Annotated in this window: 18 protein-coding genes; 6 read left to right on the top strand and 12 right to left on the bottom strand. The window is 49.5% G+C overall.

What is annotated here, in order from left to right; all coding sequences use genetic code 11:
- Nucleotides 1–55: 55 nt before the first annotated feature.
- The gene (locus tag GWK09_RS09415) at nt 56–586 is read left to right on the top strand and encodes a thioredoxin family protein (RefSeq protein ID WP_163693037.1); all 531 of its coding nucleotides are present in this window, start codon (nt 56–58) and stop codon (nt 584–586) included.
- Nucleotides 587–593: 7 nt separating this feature from the next.
- Here the strand turns inward: GWK09_RS09415 and guaB are convergent, their stop codons facing one another.
- From guaB to GWK09_RS09380, 7 genes are all read right to left on the bottom strand, one after another.
- Complete coding sequence (guaB, locus tag GWK09_RS09410) at nt 594–2066, bottom strand: IMP dehydrogenase (RefSeq protein ID WP_163693035.1); 1473 nt, start codon at nt 2064–2066, stop codon at nt 594–596.
- A 155-nt stretch (nt 2067–2221) separates the two neighbouring features.
- On the bottom strand, nt 2222–4693 hold the full coding sequence (locus GWK09_RS09405; RefSeq protein WP_163693033.1) for a TonB-dependent receptor domain-containing protein: 2472 nt from the start codon (nt 4691–4693) through the stop codon (nt 2222–2224).
- A complete protein-coding gene (locus tag GWK09_RS09400) occupies nt 4671–6038 on the bottom strand; it encodes an HTTM domain-containing protein (RefSeq protein WP_163693031.1) in 1368 nt (455 codons plus the stop codon). The genes GWK09_RS09405 and GWK09_RS09400 overlap by 23 nt, the downstream gene beginning before the upstream one ends.
- A 3-nt stretch (nt 6039–6041) precedes the next feature.
- Complete coding sequence (locus GWK09_RS09395; protein WP_163693028.1) at nt 6042–7163, bottom strand: imelysin family protein; 1122 nt, start codon at nt 7161–7163, stop codon at nt 6042–6044.
- Between the two features lie 109 nt (nt 7164–7272).
- The gene (locus GWK09_RS09390) at nt 7273–8490 is read right to left on the bottom strand and encodes a DUF4856 domain-containing protein (RefSeq protein WP_163693027.1); all 1218 of its coding nucleotides are present in this window, start codon (nt 8488–8490) and stop codon (nt 7273–7275) included.
- A gap of 100 nt (nt 8491–8590) precedes the next feature.
- The gene (locus tag GWK09_RS09385) at nt 8591–9466 is read right to left on the bottom strand and encodes a hydroxymethylglutaryl-CoA lyase (RefSeq protein WP_163693025.1); all 876 of its coding nucleotides are present in this window, start codon (nt 9464–9466) and stop codon (nt 8591–8593) included.
- 26 nt (nt 9467–9492) lie between these two features.
- Entirely contained in the window at nt 9493–10119 is a 627-nt protein-coding gene (locus GWK09_RS09380; protein WP_163693023.1) for a LysE family translocator, read from the bottom strand.
- 67 nt (nt 10120–10186) lie between these two features.
- On the opposite strand from GWK09_RS09380, the gene GWK09_RS09375 reads away from it, so the two are divergent.
- Nucleotides 10187–10603, top strand: a complete 417-nt coding sequence (locus tag GWK09_RS09375; RefSeq protein ID WP_317174516.1) for a Dabb family protein — start codon at nt 10187–10189, stop codon at nt 10601–10603.
- On the opposite strand, the gene GWK09_RS09370 is transcribed toward GWK09_RS09375, so the two are convergent.
- A complete protein-coding gene (locus tag GWK09_RS09370; protein ID WP_163693021.1) occupies nt 10600–11640 on the bottom strand; it encodes a quinone-dependent dihydroorotate dehydrogenase in 1041 nt (346 codons plus the stop codon). The genes GWK09_RS09375 and GWK09_RS09370 overlap by 4 nt on opposite strands.
- 76 nt (nt 11641–11716) lie before the next feature.
- A complete protein-coding gene (locus tag GWK09_RS09365) occupies nt 11717–12154 on the bottom strand; it encodes a hypothetical protein (protein ID WP_163693019.1) in 438 nt (145 codons plus the stop codon).
- A 212-nt stretch (nt 12155–12366) separates the two neighbouring features.
- Between GWK09_RS09365 and pepT the strand changes: the two genes are divergently transcribed.
- Nucleotides 12367–13593 carry a peptidase T gene (pepT, locus tag GWK09_RS09360; protein ID WP_163693017.1) on the top strand — a complete coding sequence of 409 codons (1227 nt, stop codon included), beginning with the start codon at nt 12367–12369 and terminating at the stop codon, nt 13591–13593.
- Nucleotides 13594–13602: 9 nt separating this feature from the next.
- On the top strand, nt 13603–14196 hold the full coding sequence (locus GWK09_RS09355; RefSeq protein ID WP_163693015.1) for a YdeI/OmpD-associated family protein: 594 nt from the start codon (nt 13603–13605) through the stop codon (nt 14194–14196).
- Between the two features lie 67 nt (nt 14197–14263).
- On the opposite strand, the gene yajC is transcribed toward GWK09_RS09355, so the two are convergent.
- The 3 genes from yajC to nusB are packed head-to-tail and all read right to left on the bottom strand — an operon-like array spanning nt 14264 to nt 16040.
- Nucleotides 14264–14548 (bottom strand): preprotein translocase subunit YajC, encoded by a 285-nt coding sequence (yajC, locus tag GWK09_RS09350; RefSeq protein WP_163693013.1) that lies wholly within the window; start codon nt 14546–14548, stop codon nt 14264–14266.
- A 22-nt stretch (nt 14549–14570) separates the two neighbouring features.
- Nucleotides 14571–15047: a DUF1573 domain-containing protein gene (locus GWK09_RS09345; protein ID WP_163693011.1), complete on the bottom strand. Its 477-nt coding sequence runs from the start codon at nt 15045–15047 to the stop codon at nt 14571–14573.
- 45 nt (nt 15048–15092) lie between these two features.
- Nucleotides 15093–16040, bottom strand: a complete 948-nt coding sequence (gene nusB, locus GWK09_RS09340) for a transcription antitermination factor NusB (protein WP_163693010.1) — start codon at nt 16038–16040, stop codon at nt 15093–15095.
- Between the two features lie 161 nt (nt 16041–16201).
- Between nusB and GWK09_RS09335 the strand changes: the two genes are divergently transcribed.
- Entirely contained in the window at nt 16202–17956 is a 1755-nt protein-coding gene (locus tag GWK09_RS09335; RefSeq protein WP_163693434.1) for an ABC transporter ATP-binding protein, read from the top strand.
- A 76-nt stretch (nt 17957–18032) separates the two neighbouring features.
- Complete coding sequence (locus GWK09_RS09330) at nt 18033–18404, top strand: PUR family DNA/RNA-binding protein (RefSeq protein WP_163693007.1); 372 nt, start codon at nt 18033–18035, stop codon at nt 18402–18404.
- Nucleotides 18405–18414 lie beyond the last annotated feature (10 nt).

Raw genomic sequence — 18414 nt, 5'->3', positions numbered from 1 at the left:
GTCAAAATTCGTTATTTTAGTGACAGAATTACGACTACGGTCGAAACAAATGGCTATGAAACAACTATACTTTACCGTTCTTTTGATGTTCTCATTCCTCCTGGGAGGCGGCATTTCTGACGCCCAGGCCCAGCAGGTACAATGGCTGACGTGGCAGGAAGCCACCGAACTGGCCAGGAAAGACGGCAATACCAAAAAGATCTTTATCGACGTCTATACGGATTGGTGTGGATGGTGCAAACGCATGGACCAGGACACCTTTCAGAACCCGCAGGTAGCTGCCTACATGAATGAGAATTTCTATATGGTGAAAATGGATGGGGAAGGAAAGGAACCCATCGAATTCAAAGGAAAGACCTATACCTATGTACCTTCGGGAAGACGGGGATATCACCAATTTGCCGCTGCCCTCCTGCAGGGTCGGCTGAGCTATCCTACAGTTGTGTTCCTGGATGAGCAATTCAACATGCTCTCACCGGTCCCCGGATACCAGAAACCCGGTCCATTCCTGAATATCGCCCGGTATTTCGGGGAGGATATCTACAAGGAACTGGATTGGAAAACCTACAGCGGCCAAAGCAAATAGCCCCTTTTTATCGACTGTAATTCGGAGATTCCTTGGTGATGGTCACATGGTGAGGATGACTCTCAGTGATCCCGCTACTGGTGATCTTGACAAACCGGCCCTTTTCCTGAAGTGAAGGGATATCCTTGGCACCGCAATACCCCATCCCGGCCCTGAGTCCACCTACGAACTGATGGATGCTCTCAAACAGGTCGCCCTTATAAGGCACCCTTCCCACAATTCCTTCAGGGACCAGTTTCTTGATATCGTCTTCCACATCCTGGAAGTAGCGGTCCTTGCTCCCCTGCTTCATGGCCTCCACGGAACCCATACCCCTGTAGGATTTGAACTTACGGCCCTCGTAGATGATGGTTTCTCCCGGAGACTCCTTGGTACCTGCCAGGAGGGATCCCAGCATGACCGTATCTGCACCCGCAGCAAGGGCTTTGGGGATGTCACCCGTATACCTTATCCCGCCGTCTGCGATCACGGGTACCCCGCTGCCTTTGATAGCCGCTGCCACTTCCAGTACGGCTGAAAACTGAGGGAAGCCTACGCCGGCTATAACCCTGGTCGTACAAATAGACCCGGGTCCTATACCCACCTTTACCGCATCGGCCCCGGCATCGACCAGATACCTGGCCGCTTCCGCGGTGGCAATATTCCCCACGATCACCTCGAGGGAAGGAAATTTCTTTTTAACTTCTTTCAATACCGTGACCACCCCTTTCGAATGTCCGTGGGCCGTATCGATGACCACAGCATCCACTCCCGACTTTACCAGGGCAGAGGTACGCTCCAGGGCGTCTGCGGTGACTCCTATTGCAGCGGCTACCCTCAACCTGCCATAGGTGTCTTTATTGGCAATAGGCTTCTGGGTGAGCTTTGTGATGTCCCTGAAAGTGATCAGCCCGACCAGCTTGTAGTCCTTGTTGACCACCGGCAATTTTTCTATTTTATTGGCCTGCAGAATATCCTCGGCTTCGGCCATAGAGGTTCCCTCCGCTACGGTCACAAGATTCTTGGAGGTCATCACTTCTGAGATAGGACGGTCATTGTTCTTTTCGAATCGAAGGTCTCTGTTGGTCACGATCCCAAGGAGCTTCTGGTCCTTGTCTACAATGGGGATCCCGCCTATACTGTGCTCCCTCATGTTGGCCTTTGCGTCCCTTACCAGGGCATCTATCGGGAGGGTTACAGGATCGAGGATCATCCCGCTTTCCGCCCGTTTCACCTTCCTCACCTTCATGGCCTGGTCTTCGATGCTCATGTTCTTGTGGAGTACGCCAATACCGCCTTCCCTGGCCATGGCGATGGCCATCTTGGATTCCGTTACCGTATCCATGGCTGCGGATACGATCGGGATGTTTATAGTGATGTTCCGTGTGAATCGGGTCTGGATATTCACATCGCGGGGCAGGACTTCAGAAAATGCTGGGACCAGGAGTACGTCGTCATAGGTGAGACCTTCTCCGAGAATCTTATTGAGGTGGGCTTCCATGCAATTAAGGATTAATTGCGTGCAAATATACCACTTTTTAGAGCAACCTGCACAGTGTTTTTGGAAATGTGACCGTACAGGTGATCTGCCAGTGGACCATTATCCTGGTGTCCCTTATTTCAATAGCCGAACAGATTGCCTTTCAGCCCCTTTAATTACCATTGAAACTGTATGCCGGTGTAAAATGTACGGGGCTCCGCCGGGATGATACCCGGGCCGGGATACCCTGTTGCCCTTCGGGTAAAGTAGCGGTTGTCCAGGAGGTTATTCATACCCGCCTCCAGTTTCCATCTTCGGTAACTATACGACAGGGAGAGATCCATGATATCATAGGCAGGGATGGTCCCTTCTATGCCTCTCTGATTGTCATTGATATCCCTAGGCGCATTCGTTGCATCGGTGAATTGCTCAGACAAATAGGAATACTGTAAACTCCCCAGGAAATTCCCGTATCCGAACTGGAGTCCGGTCTTCATGTTGACCCTTGGGATGAATTCCACCCGGTTCCCCTCCACCCCGGATTCTTCGGATTTGAGATATTCCGAATCGGTCAGGGCCATGTTGAGGAAGACACTGGAACGCAGCTTGTCCTCGCCCGGGAAAAAGGTCCTTTTGAGGTTCCAGTCCAGGAAGCTTTCCACCCCGAACATCAGGGCCGTTCCGATATTGCCCCGGAATCGGACCACCCTCCCGGTCTCCACCACCTCTCCATTGGCGTTGGTACGGGTCTCATTCTTCAGGATCTCTCCCAGGCGGTCGTCATAGAGAAGGCCGAAAACACTGAGGTCAAAGGAAAGAAGCTTTTTGTAATCCCCTCTGAAACCCAGATCGGCCGTAAATCCGTCTTCATCCCTGATATCTTCCGCAATTTGGAAAGACGGGTTCACCACCCGTATATCGCTGAAGGTCACCGAGCGGTAATTCTGGGAGATGTTGGCGTATAGCTCATTGCTTTCTCCCATTTTGTAGGTGGCACCTACCCCGAGCAGGAGGAAGTTGCGTTCAAACGTGCGGTTGTCGGGGACCTCTTCATTCAGAAGGGGGTTCCCTGCCAGATCGAGCACTATATTCCTGTATGAACCCTCGCTCTCCGTTTTGATATATTCCCAGCGGAACCCGGGAGTGACAGAGAATCGCGGGCTGAGATCGAAGATATTCTCTCCGAAAAAAGCCAGGTTGGTATTGGGGAGTTCAAAAGCCGACTGCCGCTCGTAATTGGGGTAATCCTGGGTGTAGAAGCTGAAATCGGCATCCGCGGCTGCGCTCCCGGGCCCTTGCTGTTGACGGTTGTCGGTCTGATAATATTTGGTGCCCAGGAGTAAGACCGCGTTCTTTCCTCCTGTCTGATACCTTGTCAGATACCTGAATTCTGCCCCCCAGTTGCGGAAATCATCCACGAGGAGTTCGCGGGGTTCGTTGGGGTCATCGGGCTGGGATACGCGGTTGGTTCGGAATCCCAGGGCCGAACGGTTCGCCTCCAGGGTGAATAGCTGTAGGCTCAGATCAGAACGCTCATTTAAGCGGTGTTCCAGTCGCAAGGCGAATAACTTCCAGTCTACGGCGAACCAGTTCCTTTCCCGGTTACTGAAAAAGGGGTCCTCTTCGAATTGAACATCGGTAAGGCCCCCGGCCTGCTTGGCAAGGTAGTCCAGGACCGTTGCTTCAAAGGTGATTTTGGTATCCTCACTGAGCCTGAGGTTGAATGAACCGAAGTAGTTTCGGCTGTTGAATGCCGAATTGGGGCGGAAACCATCCCCTTCCTTATAATTGAAATAGGTGTAGTAGCTGAAATTGTCGACTGTGCCACTCAGGCTGTTGAAACTTGTGAAGAGGTTATAGGACCCTACGGTCTGCCTGCTCGTCCATTCGATGGCATTTTCGCTCTCCGGTCTCTTGAACTTGAAATTGACCAGACCGCCAAATTGAGGGCCATACTGGAGGGAAGCCGCACCCCTCACGATCTGGATCTCACTCAGGGCTTCTGCAGGAGGGGTATAATAGCTCTCAGGGTATCCAAGGGCATCGGCACTGATATCATAGCCGTTCTGACGGGTATTGAAGTTGGCCGTGCGGTTGGGGTTCAGTCCCCTCCCACCAATATTCAGCTGCAGGCCGGCATCACCATTCTCGTAAATATTGAGACCCACCACCTGACTGTACACCTGCCTGGGATTATTGGCCGCCACATTGGCTACCAGCTGGTCCATCAGGACCACCTCGCTCTTCTTTCCCGCGTAAATAGCCGTCCCCTCCACTTTCTTCAGGCTCTTTAGGGCGAAGATCCTCTGCCTTTCCTGTATGAGGACAACCTCCGAGAGGGATTCCCCAAGGGGTTCCAGACCCACATTCACCTCGGTAGGTCCATCGACATTCACCTCGGCCTCGTACACCTTGTATTCGTAGGCAAATACGACCATGCTGTAGATCCCGTCCTCCAGGGGGCCGAAATCGTAATTCCCTTCTTCCCCGGCTTCCGTCAGGGTCTCCACATTCTTGAGGTACACCTCTGCACCGGGTACCGGGCTGCCATCCGGTCCGCTGATCACACCTTTCAGGCTCCCCTGGGAGAAGGCCATTAAACCCAGCAGCATTATGCCTATCGAACTAAAGTCCTTTAATCGTATCATGAAATGGTAATATCCAGGTTTTATGTTCAAATGTATCCTTGTATTGTGTTAGGTCTGTATCGGGATCTATAAAGGGCCGACTCAGCCTGCCGTTCAGGGCCACCCTGCTATCTACGTATACAGCGACATCCCCCCATCCCATTTGTCGGTAATGGGATTCCAGGAAGTGGGCGAATTCCAGAATAAAATCGGGTTGAAAGGACATCTGTTTTTCCTGAAATGGGGTGAGGAATTCGGAATTGTCAACATAGACCCACTTCCCATTATCCCTGTCCACTACCTTGAACTGGGCATAACCTGATTTCTCCATCAGCATCACTCTCCAGGAGAATCGATAGCCCTCCTCGGTCCAGAAGAGTTCCCCGGGATAAAGCAGATATCTCCAGGGAAAGAGCAATTGAATGCCGAAGAAAACCAGCAGAAAGGCATTTCTCAGGCGGTATACCGACCCTTTCCCGAATGGGAGAAATCGGCCATTGTCGAATCGGGATTTGACGATCCCTGAGATCCTGGAAAGAAACTCGAGAATTTTGTGGTGTACGGACGGTGGGAAAAAGATCATGGCCGAAACGATCATGATATACGGAAACATCCCGATGGGGAAGAGAACACGGGTAAGCACGTGGAAGATGACAAGGACGACAAAAGCCGGAACACGGGTCCTCTTGAACAACAAAAGGAAAGGTACGGAGAGATCGAATAGGGCCCCGGCCCAGGAAAAGGCGTATTGCACCCACTCTTTCCCAAGTAAACTGCCGATCAGGGGCAGGTCGAATTTAGAGGGCAGCCAAATTTTCAGGGGCATGGCCTCCAGCATCCAATCGGAATTCAATTTGGCTAACCCGGCATAGAAATAGACGATCCCCAGGAGGAGGCGGATGGAAATAATGGTCCACCCGGGTACCTTCTGATAGGCCTTCTCCGGATGTTTCCGGGCATCCAGGGAATAATAGGCCTGAAGGGGAAGGAAGATCATCAGGAGGGAAAGCACGCTGATAAAGTAGTAGTGGTTCAGATACGTGGTCTTGTCCATGAGTTCGATGTAGGTAAAGCTCAGGAAGAAGAGCAGGCAGGACCAGCGGTATTTGTACCCCAGGGCAATCCCGAGGGCCGCGAGCGCACATACCACAAAGATCAAATAGGTGAAAGGGCCCAAAGGCTTTACCCATTCGAAGCCGTAATAGGAGAAATGAAATACAGGTTCCAGGTAAAGGGATTCTATCCACCCATTATACCAGAAACGAAGGATGGAAAAGACCATCATCAATCCGAAAAAAATGCGAAAGACTGCCAGTGGGGCAGCCTCACGCGGTAACTCGAGCTTCGTTCGGAGAGATGTGTTCATCGGTTAGTCCCCATCAGCATCCACATAATCTATGCTTATACTCATGGCAGAAACCATATCCACCTTCAAAAGGGGAACAATCCTTTGCACCTCATCATAAGCCAAAAGCATGGTTGTAGGGGGGTCATTGTTCTCAATCTCGGTGCGAAAATCGTCCAGGGCAGACACCTGCTGTGTGGCCAAAGTGATCTGATCATTGATGATCACATCAAGCGCAGCCCCATTTTTCAGGGTATTCAGGTCCCTGAGGTAAGAAGCAAGACTCTTCCCCGTGGCGGAACTCCCGAAATGTTTCCCGTTAAAGAAATCCCTAAAGGCCCCCATGGCGGCCAGGAAGAGCTCTTTTCCTGCAGATGTCCTGTAATAGGCCTCCAGGGTCTGAGGGGCTTTAGTACCTGTAAATACGCCGAGAGGAATACCCATTTTTCCGGCGCGAAGATGCCTTTCAAAATAGTAGATGAAGTCGTTTACCATCCGATCTGTGGAAGCCGTGGCAGAAGCACCGTCATTGGCTACAAAGGCATCCCGGAATCCATTTTCCCATCCCTGGATCACCTGTGTCGTCAGGGATTGCATATCGGCGATGACAGCATCTATGTAATCGAAGAGGGCCTGCTGTTCGGTCCCCTGGTATCGGGATACGATCTGGGCGTCAGCAGAGGCCAAGCCGTTAATGAGGTAATCCAGTGCAGAAAATCCCTTTACATCCCTATTCGCAGGAAGGGAGAGATCATAGGAGCCTGAAGACAGGTATTGTTCCAGCGTGATCACATCCGTGGGATAGGTATTCATCTCCAACCGGTAGCCGGCAGTCTCGGCTGGACCGATCTCGAACATAGCGACGGACTGCCACCCCAGGTAGGCGTCGAACCACGCATCCCTAAGGGTCTGAAGGTTTACCTCAGAAGGGTCTGATTTAAAGGTGGTGTAAGCGGAATTCATGGTGCCCAGCCTAGCGTTGAAATTCGCATAGGACGGAAGAATGATGTTGTCTGCCCAATTCACCAGCATTTCGCCACGGTCAAAACTCACCGGGTTCGGCGGTTCAGGACCACCGCCTCCGGAGTCAGGGGAACACGCCCAAAGGGTAAGGAGTACGCCAAAGCTCAATAAAATTCGTTTCATCTGTACAGGTGTCATAAAATTTTCGATTCGCAAAGATAGAAAAGGAAGGCTTTTTGGTAATAACAGCCGCTTATTTCTATCCTTTTTTGTAATTATTCATTTATCTGAATTAGCTGCCAGCAGCGCTGACGGTAAAGTCGAACCTTTCCGCAATGGAATCTGCGAGGTCCTGAAGCGTTTGAGGCTGAACATCCCACAATCCATTTGATCCGTCATCCACCAGGTCAGTCAGCAGCGACTGTACTTCAGCCCTGCTGAAATAAGGTTCCTGACTTCCCGGTTTACGGGTAAATTGCAGGCTGTAAATAAATCCATAAGCCTCGGAAAGGTCGTGAAATACAGTTCCATATGCGGGTTGGGGTTGCTCCAGCACCAATTTGGCCTGGATCAGATAATACACTGCCCGGATCCCAATGATATCAGATATCTTACCTCGAATCAACGCAGCCTGTTCATCCCGAACCTCGTAATTTCCGGCTACAATAGCTGCCCTTCCGAGTTTAAATGCCTGGTAGATCTGATCGGCTATCCCGCTGAAATCGGGATCGGATTCTACGCGACCCACATACTTATTCAAAAAGCTATCAGCCCCCAGATCATTATTGGGGTTAGCGGGGTCTGCGTTGAGACCGAACACATAGCCATAGGCCTCATCCCATTTGTGTTCCATGGTGGTATAATTCTTGCCGTCTTCCGTCACACCCGAATCGTTATTGGAGACATTATCTCCTTCATCCAATACCAGAGGGCTCAGGTAATTATTGAGGGCCTGGTCTGTCATGACCGCGCCCATCAGACCTTTAATGACGAGCTGATCATATTCTAGTCCGCTGCCGGAAACATACCTGGTGGAAGACCCGTCTGCGATCTGCCCGGCAATGCCCGGAGCCGCAGCGGTGTTCCAATTTCGAAATACTTCGGTGGCCTGCGCCTCAAGCCAGGAATCAAAGTCGGCCCTGATATCTGCCTGAGCGGCTGAATTGGAGGAGAAGAATTCGGCAGAGGCAGCCGTCTTGGTTTTGAGATTTTTATCGGAGGCATTCAGATCCGCATCGTTAAAATTGGCTACTCCGGCCTGGTGGGCGTATTTCGCCTGAAGGGATGCGACGGTTTGAGAGGGGTCTTTCAGGGCCTGTTCGAGCTCCCCTCCCATGAGTAACCTGGTAGTCTGACCGCTAAAATCGACTGTAGTGCTCCCGTTGCGAGCAAAGGTGTATGTTGCAGGAGGATCTACCTGTAATTCTATGGGATTTTCACCGCTGTCATTACTGCAGGAAATGAAAAAAAATCCGCTAAATACAAGGGCTGAAAAAAAGGCTTTTTGCATTTTATTTATATTTAGATTGATTTTAAATAGTATCGAAATACAAATATAAAGCAAGGTTTCGCAACCTCAAATTTTATTTAGAATTAATTTAAATAATTTTTTAGGGGTATTTGGAAAAGAGGTCCGAGGCTTTATTCACGGCCGCTTCAAACACGGTCCAGCTCACTCCCGTACGTGCCTTTCGGGCAGTAAAATAGGACAGCATTTTTTCGGTTGGCATGTTGCCGGTGAGTTCATCCTTGGCCATGGGGCAGCCACCAAAGCCCTTGATGGCTCCGTCGAAACGCCTGCATCCTGATTTAAAAGCGGCGTCGACCTTTTCGTGCCAGCTGTTCGGGGTCGTATGCAAATGCGCCCCGAATTCGACAGACGGATACTTGGGTATCAACTCGGAGAACAAATAGGAGATATCTTCGGGGGTCGAGGTTCCCACCGTATCTGAAAGGGAAAGGGTTCGAACACCCATGGCGGTGAGTTTTTCCGTCCACTCCCCCACAATTTCCACATTCCAGGGGTCCCCGTAAGGATTCCCGAAACCCATGGAGATATAGACCACCACTTCTTTTCCCGAATTCGAGGCAATATCAAGGATCTCCTTTAAAACCTCGGTTGACTGCGCTATGGTCTTGTGGGTATTACGCATCTGGAAATTTTCTGATATGGAAAAGGGATATCCGAGATAATCAATGGGGGCAAATGCGGCCGCGTCCTGTGCTCCCCTCACGTTGGCCACGATCGCGAGCAATTTCGACAGGTTTTTAGAGAGATCCAACCCCTCGAGTACCTCAGCCGTATCCGCCATTTGAGGGACAGCTCGGGGGGAGACAAAACTTCCGAAGTCGATGGTGTGAAACCCACATCCCAGCAAGGCCTGAAGGTATCTGATCTTTTCCTTCGTGGGAATAAAGGTCTTGATCCCTTGCATGGCATCCCTGGGACATTCTATGATATCTACCTTATCTGCGTTTGCGTCCATGTGCGTTTACTTCTTCAAAAGTAGTATTATTTATACGATAAAAGGAGGTAGAGCCCGATCCCGGTGAACACCAGGACCTGCAACCATTTCAGGAAAACCGGGGCGCCACGGTGACTTTGCAGATACCCGGATATGGATCCGGCCAGGAGGGCTATTAGGCCGAAGATCGCAAAGGATATGACCATGAAAAGAATACCGAGTACGTAGAACTGCAGGGTCGTATTCATAAAATCGCTGAAAAGGAATCCCGGAAAGAAGGCCAGGAAAAAAATGGTCACCTTGGGGTTCAGAACATTCATAATAAATCCCTGTTTGTAAAGTTGCATCAGTGATTTCCTGGGGGTTTGTGTCATCTCCAAATCCAAGCCAGCAGGGGCGCGCAGGACCCGGTATGCCAGGTAGAAAAGGTAGAGCGCCCCGAAGATCTTGATCGAGTAGAACAACAGGGGGTTGAGACTGATAATGGCAGAGACCCCGAAGGCCAGTAGCGTAGTGTGGACCAGGCAACCAGAGATAAGCCCGGCCGTAGTGGCCAGGCCGTATTTTTTTCCATGAACAATGCTTTGGGTGAGTACGTAGATATTATCTGGGCCAGGGAAAATAGCCAGGGTAGCCGTAGCCAGGGAAAAAGCCCACAGGATCTCGTAATTCACTTTACACAGCTATTTGAATCATCAGACAAACAAACGTACTTTTTTATATCTTACAAAAATTTATATCGTGAAAATTCCCAGCCTGAGTATAGCCTTTATCCTGATTTTTCTCACAGTAAACACAGACATTTTCGCCATGAATCCCGATAGCTCAAGAAGAGTTCCCATTCCTGAAAAAGACTCCGTCCTAAGGCATGTGGTACTGTTCAAATTCAAAGTGGGCACCCCGGATCAGGAGATAGAAAAGGTAGTGGCTTCTTTCGTCTCCCTCAAATCCAGGATCCCGCAGATCGTTTCTCTGGAATGGGGCATCAACAATAGCCCGGAATCCCTCGACAAAGGGTTTACCCACTGCTTCTTTCTTACTTTCAGGAGTGAAGAGGATCGGGACGCCTACCTGCCCCATCCGGATCACAAGGCTTTTGGTGAGATCCTGGGTCCGATCCTGGAAGACGTACTGGTAGTCGATTACTGGGCGAACTAAGTCCGATCTTCCAAGAGGGCCTTATTGATCCCTTTGACCAGGCCCGGGCCCTCGTAGACAAAACCGGTCCACAACTGCACAAGGCTGGCTCCGGCTTTCAACTTCTCCAGAGCATCTTCCGGAGTGTGTATGCCCCCTACTCCTACTATGGGAAAGGCTCCCCCACTCTTTTCGCTCAGGAACCGGATCACTTCAGTGCTCCTTGCCCTGAGGGGTTTCCCGCTTAGTCCGCCGGCCTCCCCTATCAGTTCGGGGGTAGACCTCAGACCTTCCCTGCCGATGGTGGTATTGGTGGCTATGACCCCATCAATGGAGGTGGTCTTCACAATATCTATGATGTCAAGAAGCTGATCGTCTGTCAGATCAGGGGCGATCTTCAACAGGATCGGCTTCCTCTTTGTACCCGTCTCCAGGGACCGTGCTGCATTTTCCTTTTGGAGTGCATTCAACAAAGCGGTAAGAGGGGCTTTTTCCTGCAACTCCCTGAGTCCGGGGGTATTGGGGGAACTGACATTCACCACGAAGTAGTCGACATAAGAGAAAAGAGCGCGAAAACAGATCAGGTAATCCTGGGTTGCCTCCTCGTTGGGGGTAAGCTTGTTCTTTCCGATATTCCCTCCGATCAGGACATGGTGGTCTCGTTTCAGCCGATCCACGGCAGCCGACACCCCTTCGTTGTTGAAACCCATCCTGTTAATGATAGCCTGGTCTGCCTTAAGCCTGAAAAGCCTTTTTTTGGGATTACCATCCTGGGGTTTGGGCGTGAGGGTACCTATTTCGATAAACCCGAATCCGAAGCAGGAGAGTTCATTGTACAATTGGGCATTCTTATCGAATCCAGCCGCAAGTCCCACGGGATTCTTGAACCTCAGCCCGAAGACCTCCCTTTCCAGCAAAGGGTCGTCCAAGGTATAGATTCTGCGTAAAAGGCCTGAAAAGCCCAGTTTACACAACCACTTGATGGAAAAAAAAGAGAAATGGTGGACAGTTTCCGGGTCGAAGAGAAAAAGAAGAGGTCTAATCAGCAGCCTGTACATATCGCCGTTTGAAAGGCAAAAATACAAACTTCAGCTTTCTAACCCGCCTGAAATCCTTCTTTAATAAATGGCGGATTTATTCAGGGTCTTTCTTTGGAAACGGTCGGGGCACTACCTGGTAAGGGACCCTTTGGGCACTGGCACAAAGTTCCAGGTAACGGTCATATTGCCTGGGATTAAAAAGTTGAAGCAGGCGGATATCGTATTCCCTGGCATTTTCGAGTACGCGATCTTTCAGGGCCTTGTATTTGGTGGCCAGAGCCTCGAGCTCTTCCGTGGTACTCTGGGGATGGGAGTCAAAGAGAATGCGGATCTCTTCCTGGTAGGCCTTGTTCTGTAAGGAGAGTTCGGCCCGCAAATCCTCCATTTTTTGCACCTGTTCCTCGTTCAGTTGAAATACCTGTATGATCGTCTCCGTATCCTTCCCTCCAATACCGAGCATGCACTCCGTGTTTTGGGCCCTGACCCAAACAGACAGGCAGACCAGGAAGAGGGTGAGGATCAGTTTCTTCATTGAGTTGACCGGTGTAAATGGAATTATAAAATGGTTAACTGGTATATCCCTTATTTAGTATCTCATCCTGGGAAAAATACAAAGTAATTGGAAGACTTAGGTCCTTTTTTACCTGTACCTGTGCCGTAAAGATCAGGAGAATGGGATGAACCTCTAAATTCTTCCATGGAGAGTAAGGGATGAACCCCTACATTTGCTGAAAAAGAACTATCATGAAATCTCTCCTAGATCGCTTCCTGAGCTATGTTCGCGTAGATACCCAGAGCGACCCGAAGTCGGACTCGACCCCGAGCACCGATAAACAATGGGTACTTGCCAAACAATTATTTGAGGAATTAAAGGACATAGGGCTGGTGGAGGTCACCATGGATGAGAAGGGCTACATTATGGCTACCCTTCCAGCCAACCTCGAGAAGGAAGTTCCCGTGATCGGCTTTGTATCCCATTACGACACCTCCCCCGATTTCACTGCCACCGGGGTAAACCCCAGGATCATCAAGGATTACGACGGAAAGGACATTGTTTTAAACAGTGAGAAGAACATCGTCCTTTCCCCCGATTATTTTGAAGACCTTCTCCTGTACAAGGGGCAGGACCTCATCGTCACAGATGGCACCACACTCCTCGGAGCGGATGACAAGGCAGGGGTAGCCGAGATCGTTACGGCCATGGAGTATCTGATCGCCCATCCCGAGATCCGGCATGGGAAGGTCCGTATCGGTTTTACCCCGGATGAGGAGATCGGAAGGGGAGCACACCATTTCGATGTCGAGCAATTTGGGGCCGAATGGGCCTATACCATGGACGGGAGCCAGATCGGGGAACTGGAATACGAGAATTTCAATGCGGCCAGGGCTAAGATCACGGCCAGAGGGAAAAGTGTCCATCCCGGCTATGCCAAAGACAAAATGGTCAATGCTATCGGGATCATTACAGAATTCGCCTCCCGTTTACCCGGTGAGGAAGTGCCGGAAAAAACCTCCGGAAGGGAAGGCTTTTTTCACATACACCACCTGGAAGGCAGCATTGAATCAGCCTCCTTGGAAATGATCATCCGCGATCACGACAGGGCTCGTTTTGAGGACAGGAAGCGGTTCCTGGAACTTATAGTGGCTGAGCTAAACCAAAAATATCCGAATGCTCTCGACATAGAAATGAAGGACCAGTACTACAACATGAGGGAAAAGGTGGAGCCGGTCTACCATATCGTCGAGATCGCCAAGGAAGCCATGGAACAGCTGGGCATCGCACCCATCATAAAACCGATCCGAGGGGGTACGGATGGTTCTCAATTGAGCTTTAAAGGCTTGCCCTGCCCTAATATTTTTGCCGGAGGGCACAACTTTCACGGTAAATACGAATACGTGCCCATTCAGAGTATGGAAAAGGCCGTTGAAGTTATCATTAGAATTTGCGAACTTACTGCTGGAAAATCATAAGGTACGGATATGAGTCAACCAAAAGTCGACGCCTACTACCAAAGGGAAACCCCTTTCAGGGCCGGCTTGTCCGTACTACGCGAACTGGCCCTGAAGACCGGATTGGAGGAAACCTATAAATGGAATAGCCCGGTGTATACCCTGGATGGAAAGAATGTTTTCGGGATCAACGCCTTTAAAACCCATTTCGGGATCTGGTTCTTTAATGGGTGTTACCTGAAAGATCCCAAAAATGTCCTGGAGAACGCCCAGGAAGGAAAGACCAAGGCCATGAGGCACTGGAAATTTAGCTCTGCTGAGGAAATCGAGGCTAAAAGTGTACTTGCTTATATGATAGAGGCCGTGGACAACCAGAAGGAAGGGAAGGTATGGACGCCCGAACCGAAAAAAAGCACTGTGATCCCTGGGCTTCTTAGAAAAGCCCTGAAAGCGGAACCGGCCCTTGAAAATGCCTTTACGAATATGTCGGCATATAAGCAGAGGGAGTTCTGTGAATATATTGACACGGCCAAACAGGAGGAGACCAAACTGAAACGGCTGGAGAAGATCATCCCCATGATACGAGCCGGTGTCAGCATGAATGACCAATACCGTAAGTCATAGTCCAAAGTACAGAAAACAAAAAACCGGTACTCATCGTACCGGTTTTTATTTTGTAAAGTGAGGGACGCTATTTGGCTGGGGCGTTCAGTTTGTTGCTCATTTCCATAGAAATGGCAGAACGGTCGAACTTTAGCCTTCCGGCCATGGTCTCTATGATACAGGAAAAATCCTTGTCATTCAGTTCCACGATCTTGCCGTGCAAACCGCTTTTGGTGACGATCTTATCTCCCTTCTTCAACGCTGCCGCAAATTTCTTTTCATCTTTCTGTCTCTTCATCTGAGGACGTATCATAAAAAAATACGCCACGACGAAGATCAGGATCATGGGCAGGAAATTCCCTATTTCATTCATACCTGAGTACTTATTTTGAGGTTTATTTTACGGGTCCGAGAGTATTGGCTGCGTTCTTAGCGTTTACGAATGCCTTTATGCGAAGGAGCTCGGATCCCTTTTCGGTATTGGCCGAAACGGTGATGGTCTTGGTAACCTGGTTCTGACCGGAACCGTTGAATTTAACCAACAATTGGCCTGTTTCCCCTGGGGCGATAGGCGTGTTCTTTGGATATTCAGGAACGGTACATCCACAACTGCTGGTGGCGTTGGTGATGATCAAAGGGGCATTCCCCGTATTGGTGAATGTAAAGATAGTTTCCTGAGGGGTTCCCTGTTCGATAGTCCCGAAGTCGTGCTCCGACTTGTCAAAACTCATTACCGGCAGGTTCTTAGCAGCAGCATCTCTTTCTGCGGCCACCTCTATATTAGCGGTCTCAATTTTGCTGGAAGCCTTTTCCTTACAGGATACAAAACCCATCATACTGATAACGCCCAGGGCGACAAATACTCTTTTCATAGAACTAGATTTAAATATTTTGTTGCAAAATTAAGGAATAAAATCTTACAGAAGGCCTCTGCCGCTTTTTTTAAGTTTTCCATCCGCCTTGTATTCCTTTACCAGTTTATCCAGGATTCCATTGATGAAAATACTGCTTTTCGGGGTGGAATATTCTTTTGCGATCTCCAGGTACTCATTGATCGACACACGCTCCGGGATGGACGGGAAGTTGAGGAGTTCACATATGGCCATCTTCAAGAGGATGGCGTCGATATCGGCAATGCGGTCCTTGTCCCAGTTCGGGGTCTTGCCCTGTATCTCTTCCTCGAGCGCCTTGTTCTGCAACAAGGTTTTTGAGAGCAGTTTCCTGGCGAATTCCATGTCGTCCTCGTCCTTGAGCAGTCTGGGTAGGAAATATCTGGGAGCAGATTCCTTTTTCGCCCCACTCAACTGTTTGAGAATAAAGGTATTTACCAGCGGAATGTCATCCACCCAGGTAAGCTTGTCGTCCTCAAAGAACTCATAGAGCTTCTCATTGGGAGCGATCACCTCCCGAAAGAGATCGATCACCAGGTTCTTGTCTTCCCCAAAAGACCCGTCTTCCTTATTCATGTAGGTGAGATACAAGGGGTGGTCTATGATCTCCTTAAAGACAATCTTGACATAATCCTCATTGAGGTACCATCCTTTGATCTTACGCTTCTTTAATTCCTCGTCCAGGGCAGGATTTTCGACCAACTGGAGCAGGAGCCCGTTCCTGACAAATTTTTCCTTATGGGGGTAATGATCGGTAGCTGATGCGAGGTATTTTTTAGTGTCCATTTGGGTGCGATGCAGGGCCATGGCATGGATCTCCCTCAGCAAACACAACATCAGCAGGTATAGGGTGTAGGTGTTCTCAATGCTTACCCGGAGGAATTTTTCCTGTTTTTCAAGGGATTCATCCTTCGTTTGGGTGATCGCGTAAATGCACTGCATTACCTTCACCCGCAACTGCCTTCTTGTAAGCATTTCTAAAGAACTTTAAAGAGGATTAACCGGTGGCAAAAATAAGCATTCTCAGGAAATGATATCGTTCCAATGAAATTATCTTATGCCTTTTATAACATTTGATTTTTTTCTAATCCCCTATCTTTGCCTTGCTCAGAGCAAATGCGAGGGCTTCCCCCCATATGAAAGAATTAAAACACCTCAATAAATATTTTAGGAAATACTGGTTCAAACTCTTTCTGGGGATCATCATCACCATCATCGCCAGGGTCTTCCAGCTCGTGATGCCCTCCTACGTAAAGAACTCCATAGAGGTGGTTGAGAAGTATTTGGCCGGAACGGTGCCCAAACCCGAGGCGACCTCTCTCTTGCTGGAATATATCCTTATCATCATAGGAGCTGCTCTCCTTTCCGGCTTTTTCACCTTTCTCATGCGGCAGACGATCATCAATGTGAGCCGCTATATAGAATACGATTTGAAGAACGAGGTCTTCGACCATTACCAGTTGCTAAACCTGAACTTCTACAAGAAGAACCGGACGGGCGACCTGATGAACAGGATCAGCGAGGATGTGAGTCAGGTAAGGCTTTACGCAGGTCCGGCCATCATGTACGGCATGCAGACCCTGACCCTCTTTGTCTGTCTCATTCCCCTTATGTTCATAAAGGCGCCGACGATTGCTTTTTACGCTTTATTGCCCCTTCCTATCCTATCTGTACTGATCTATAAGATCTCAAAGATCATTCACAAACGTAGCACGAAGGTGCAGGAGTTCCTCTCCACCCTCTCCACCTTCGCTCAGGAAACCTTTTCAGGCATCTCCGTGATTAAGGCCTATACCCTGGAACCCAAGATCAATGCAGAAGGATCCGCCCTGGCCCTGGATGGCCGGAACAAGAGTATGGACCTGGCCAAGGTAGACGCGTGGTTCTTCCCCCTGATGATCTTGCTTATCGGGATCAGCAACATCTTTGTGATTTATGTGGGGGGAAAACAGTACATCGATGGACAGATCGATTCCATTGGGACCATTGCAGAATTCATTCTCTATGTGAACATGCTCACCTGGCCTGTGGCCATAGTGGGTTGGCTTACCTCCCTGGTTCAAAGGGCCGAGGCCTCCCAGAAGAGGATCAACGAATTTTTAAAGATAGAACCCGAGCTCAGAAATGAGGTGGAGGAAGAGACCCCGATCCAGGGCGAAATCGAATTCGACAAGGTGAGTTTTACCTATGAAGATACGAATATCACGGCCCTGAAAGACCTTTCCTTTAAGGTAAAGGATGGGCAGACCGTCGCCATCCTCGGGCAGACGGGGTCTGGCAAATCGACCATCCTGGACCTTGTTGCACGCCTGTACGACGTAAGCTCAGGGGAGATCAGGATCGATGGTACCCCGATCAGGAAACTGAATCTGGAAAGCCTGAGAAGCTCCATCGGGGCCGTTCCCCAGGATGCCTTCCTCTTCTCGGATACCATTTCGAACAACATCCGGTTCGGGAAGGAAACGGCTACAGAAAAGGAGATCGAGGAAGTAGCGAAAATGGCCGTGGTGCACGAGAACATTATGGGCTTCTCCAAAAAATACGAGACCATCCTGGGAGAAAGGGGGATCACCCTCAGTGGCGGACAGAAACAGCGAATCTCCATTGCCAGGGCCCTGTTAAAAGACCCTGAAATCTACTTGTTTGACGACTGCCTGTCGGCCGTAGACACTGAAACCGAAGAAGCCATCCTGAACAACCTGAAACAGGCTTCCCGCAACAGGACCACACTCATCGTAAGCCACCGGGTCTCCTCCGCAAAGAATGCCGATATGATCATCGTACTCGATGAAGGCCGGATTCTACAACAGGGTACACACGAGGAACTCGTCGAACAGGAAGGGTATTACAAGGAGCTTTACACCCATCAGCTCAGCGAGAAAGAAAACTAGAAATTTGTTGCTGAATTAGGTTTTTTTTTACATTTTTGGTAACCTTATTCAAAAAAACTAATCAATTGCGGTACAGATGGGTGAAAAAGATTTAATGGATCAGGAGGAAATTTTCTCAAAAGTTCTGAGGGCCGGCCGACGAACTTATTTTTTTGATGTAAGAAGTACTAAAGCCGGGGACTATTATCTGACCATTACCGAAAGTAAGAAATTTACTCACGACGACGGATCCTTCCACTACAAGAAACACAAGATCTATTTATACAAAGAGGATTTTCAGGCCTTCCGGGAAAATATGGAGGAAATGATGGATTACATCATTGACGAGAAAGGTCAGGAGGTCATCTCAGAACGGCACCAGAAAGACTTTAAAAAAGAAGATACGGAGAACGGGGAAGTGGATCAGACCCTCGACAACTTTACTGACGTAGATTTCGACGATATCTGAATTCAAACCA

It is taken from the genome of Muriicola jejuensis (assembly GCF_010671595.1).
Taxonomy (GTDB): Bacteria; Bacteroidota; Bacteroidia; order Flavobacteriales; family Flavobacteriaceae; genus Muriicola; species Muriicola jejuensis.
This window is presented reverse-complemented; position numbering and strand designations above follow the sequence as displayed.